The sequence below is a fragment of the Streptomyces sp. S3(2020) genome, from assembly GCF_013044505.1.
Classification (GTDB): Bacteria; Actinomycetota; Actinomycetes; order Streptomycetales; family Streptomycetaceae; genus Streptomyces.
In genome coordinates this window covers 1-3,415 of record NZ_JABERD010000427.1, presented here as the reverse complement: position 1 = coordinate 3,415, position 3,415 = coordinate 1, and the positions used below count along the sequence as shown (strand labels likewise).

The window sequence follows — 3,415 nt, the reverse complement described above, 5'->3', positions numbered from 1 at the left end:
TGAGGGGGCGCGTGGGCGCGGGTATGTGTATCGGAGACAGGGGGGTGCCGGTCGGGGGGCGGTCGTAGCCGGTGACGGCGTTGATGTGGTCGATCATTTCGCGGACCGAGACGCCCTCGCCGCGGCCGACGTTGAGGGTGAGGTCGCGGCCGGGGGAGGAGCGGAGGGCGCGGGCCGTGGCGACGTGGGCGTCGGCCAGGTCGAGCACGTGGATGTAGTCGCGGACGCAGGTGCCGTCCGGTGTGGCGTAGTCGTCGCCGAAGATGCGTGGGGGCGCGTTCTCCGTCAGCTTCTCGAAGACCATGGGGATCAGGTTGAAGACGCCTGTGTCCGCGAGGTACGGGGTCGCCGCGCCCGCCACGTTGAAGTAGCGCAGGGACGCCGTGGCCAGGCCCGTCGCCCGGCCCGTCGCGCGGACCAGCCACTCCCCGGCCAGCTTCGTCTCGCCGTAGGGCGACATGGGCACGCACGGCGTCTCCTCCGTGACCAGCTCCACGTCCGGCATGCCGTACACCGCCGCCGAGGACGAGAAGACGAAGGAGGACACCCCGGACGCCCCGGAGGCTCCGGACATCCCGGTCCCGGTCGCCTGTTCCAGCAGGACGCGCAGGCCCTCGACGTTCTCCCGGTAGTAGTGCAGCGGCAGATCGACCGACTCGCCCACCTGCTTCTTCGCCGCCAGATGCACGATCCCGGTGACGGCGTGGTCCGCGAGGGCGCGCGCCACGCGCTCCGCGTCCAGGGTGGAGCCGACGACCAGCGGCACCCCGTCCGGGACGCGCTCGGCGATCCCCGTGGACAGGTCGTCGTACACCACCGCGCGCTCGCCCGCCTCGGTCATCGCCCGTACGACATGCGCCCCGATGTAGCCGGCGCCGCCGGTGATCAGCCAGGTCATGTGCGGCCGTCCCCTCGTCAGATGCAGCGAGATGTGCGTGCGGTGCGCGGTCGGACACCGGCTTCAGTCAATCAGGCGCCGGAGCCCGCCGCGGACAACCGCGACAACTCCCCGTGATCGGGCCGCCACGTGCGGTGCCGGTTCCGCCCCGTGCCCGGCGCGCACCGCGCGCGCGAGTTCCTCCCGCCCGGCCGCCAGCAGGATGTCGTACGCCAGCCGGTAGGCCTCCGTGAGCGCCCCGGTGTCGGGGCTCCGCGGGGCGCGCGGCGCGTACACGCGTTCCGGCACAAGCGCGATGTCCGGGCCCGCGGCCAGCACGCGCGCGTGGAAGACGACGTTCTCGTGGGCGAAGCGGCCCTCGGGGAAGCGGATGCCGTGGTCGTGCAGGAAGTCGGTGCGGTAGAGCTTGTTGCCGCAGACGGTGTCGTGCACCAGGAGCGGGCGCCGCGCGGGACGCGCGCACAACCCGCTCGCGACCTCCGCGCGCGCCCCCAGCAGCGCGGTCACCGCGCCGGGCAGCAGCGCGTCACCACCGTCCAGGAACATCACGTACGGCGATGTCACGCGGTCGAGGCCGGTGTTGCGCGGACTGCCGCGGCCGCCGCTGTGCACGCGGCGCCGGAGCACGCGCACGCGTGGGTCGATCGAAGCGAGGCGGGCCAGCGGTTCCGCGCCGTTGTCCGTCGAGCCGTCGTCGACGACGAGGACCTCGCGGACGGCCGGACCCTGGGCGAGTACGGAGCGCACGGTGGCCCGGACGCGCGGGGTGTCGTTGTAGCCGGTCACGACGGCACAGGCCTGGGGGGCGTGAGGGTCCATGGGGGTCGCGTTCCGGAATCGCGGGGGGATACGGGTGGCCGCGCCTCAGGGGGCGGTCGGCGCTCGATCCGGAAGACGGTGGGAAGCCGCCCCTGGTTCACTCCTCCAGCTGTGCCGAGTCCAGCGCCGTGGTCAGCTCGTCCAGCCGTGCCCGCAGTTCGCGGATCTCGTCCACGTCGAAGGTGGTCGCCGCGACGATCCGGCGCGGCACCTCCAGCGCACGCTCGCGCAGCGCGACGCCCTCCTCGGTGAGCCGGACGTCCACGGAACGCTCGTCGCGGGCGCTGCGCTCGCGGCGTACCAGGCCGGCCGACTCCAGTCGCTTGAGCAGCGGGGAGAGCGTGCCGGAGTCGAGGCGCAGGTGCTCGCCGAGCTTCTTGACGGGCAGGTCGCCGTGCTCCCACAGCACCAGCATCACCAGGTACTGCGGGTACGTGAGTCCGAGGTCCTTGAGGATCACGCGGTAGACGCCGCCGAAGGCGCGCGAGGCGGCGTTCAGGGAGAAGCAGATCTGCTGGTCGAGGCGGAGCCAGTCGGTGGTGGGCGAAGGCGTGGTCATGTCTCCAGGGTAGCGCTTGGTCGCCATTTAGTTGTGCACAACTGAATTGTGTGCTCTACTTGTGGTCGTGAGACGGCCCGGACCGCGAGCGGAGAAGGGCCGGCTGCCCCCCGTCACCACTTTGAGAGGGATGGATCCCATGAGCGCGCTCTACACCGCTGTCGCCACCGCCACCCACGGCCGCGATGGTCGCGCCGTCAGCAACGACGGTCAGATCGACCTCCAGCTGGCCCCGCCGGCCGCGCTGGGCGGCAACGGTCAGGGCACCAACCCGGAGCAGCTGTTCGCCGCCGGTTACGCCGCCTGTTTCGGCAGCGCCCTCGGTCTCGTCGGCCGCCAGGCCAAGGTCGACGTCAGCGACGCCTCGGTGACCGGCGAGGTCAGCATCCACAAGCAGGGCGAGGGCTTCGGCCTCTCCGTCGTGCTCCGTGTCGAGCTCCCCGACACCGTGGACGCCGAGACCGGCCGCAAGCTCGTCGAGACCGCCCACCAGGTCTGCCCCTACTCCAACGCCACCCGCGGCAACATAGAGGTCGAGCTCGTCATCGAGTAGTCACCGGCACCGGCTCGACGACCCGCGCCAGCACCTCCCCGGTCCGCGCGCTCCACGCCACCACCACCGCCTCCTCGGGCACCCTGTCCTGCCGCGTCAGCAGCAGCCAGCGCACCCGGTGGCGCCGGACCACGGCGGTACGGTCGGCGCGGGTCGACGCCGCTGCGAGATAAGCCCGTACGTCCGGCTCGCGGCCCTTCGCCGCAGGGCCGGGCGGGACGAGATTCGCCCCGTACCCCGCGAGCGCCAGGGCGGCGTGGCGGTCGGCCGTGAGCACCACCTCGCCGCGTCCGACGTGCCGCGCCGCCCACTCGTACGTCGGCGGCGCCGCCGGCCTCGGCACCGTGAGAAGCCCGAGCCAGACCACCGCGGCCACGACCCCGGCGTACACCCGCCGCCGCGCACCCCACGGCCGCGGCGCCGCCAGTTCCACGGCCGCCGCGCACACCAGCGCCACGAGCCCGGCGATCCCGCCGTACCCGCACGCCGCCACCACGCAGCCGAGGACGAACATCAACGTCAGCGGATCCCGCCGCCCCCGCTGCCACGGCCGACCCCGCCGCCACAGCGCCGCCAGCCCCACCAG

At 73.0% G+C, this 3,415-nt stretch carries 3 protein-coding genes and 2 pseudogenes; 1 reads left to right on the top strand and 4 read right to left on the bottom strand.

What is annotated here, in order from left to right; all coding sequences use genetic code 11:
• The 3 genes and pseudogenes from galE to HLK59_RS49055 form a co-directional block, all read right to left on the bottom strand.
• On the bottom strand, positions 1–898 hold an 898-nt coding region (gene galE / locus HLK59_RS49065; RefSeq protein WP_171148182.1), incomplete at its 3' end, for a UDP-glucose 4-epimerase GalE.
• Positions 899–1,054: 156 nt separating this feature from the next.
• A pseudogene (locus HLK59_RS49060) lies at positions 1,055–1,717 on the bottom strand (glycosyltransferase family A protein); the annotation flags it as partial.
• A gap of 97 nt (positions 1,718–1,814) precedes the next feature.
• A complete protein-coding gene (locus HLK59_RS49055; protein ID WP_171148180.1) occupies positions 1,815–2,276 on the bottom strand; it encodes a MarR family transcriptional regulator in 462 nt (153 codons plus the stop codon).
• A 139-nt stretch (positions 2,277–2,415) separates the two neighbouring features.
• On the opposite strand from HLK59_RS49055, the gene HLK59_RS49050 reads away from it, so the two are divergent.
• Positions 2,416–2,829, top strand: a complete 414-nt coding sequence (locus HLK59_RS49050; RefSeq protein ID WP_171148179.1) for an organic hydroperoxide resistance protein — start codon at positions 2,416–2,418, stop codon at positions 2,827–2,829.
• On the opposite strand, the pseudogene HLK59_RS49045 reads toward HLK59_RS49050, so the two are convergent.
• Positions 2,819–3,415, bottom strand: a pseudogene (locus HLK59_RS49045) (hypothetical protein); the annotation flags it as partial. The gene HLK59_RS49050 and the pseudogene HLK59_RS49045 sit on opposite strands and share 11 nt — an antisense overlap.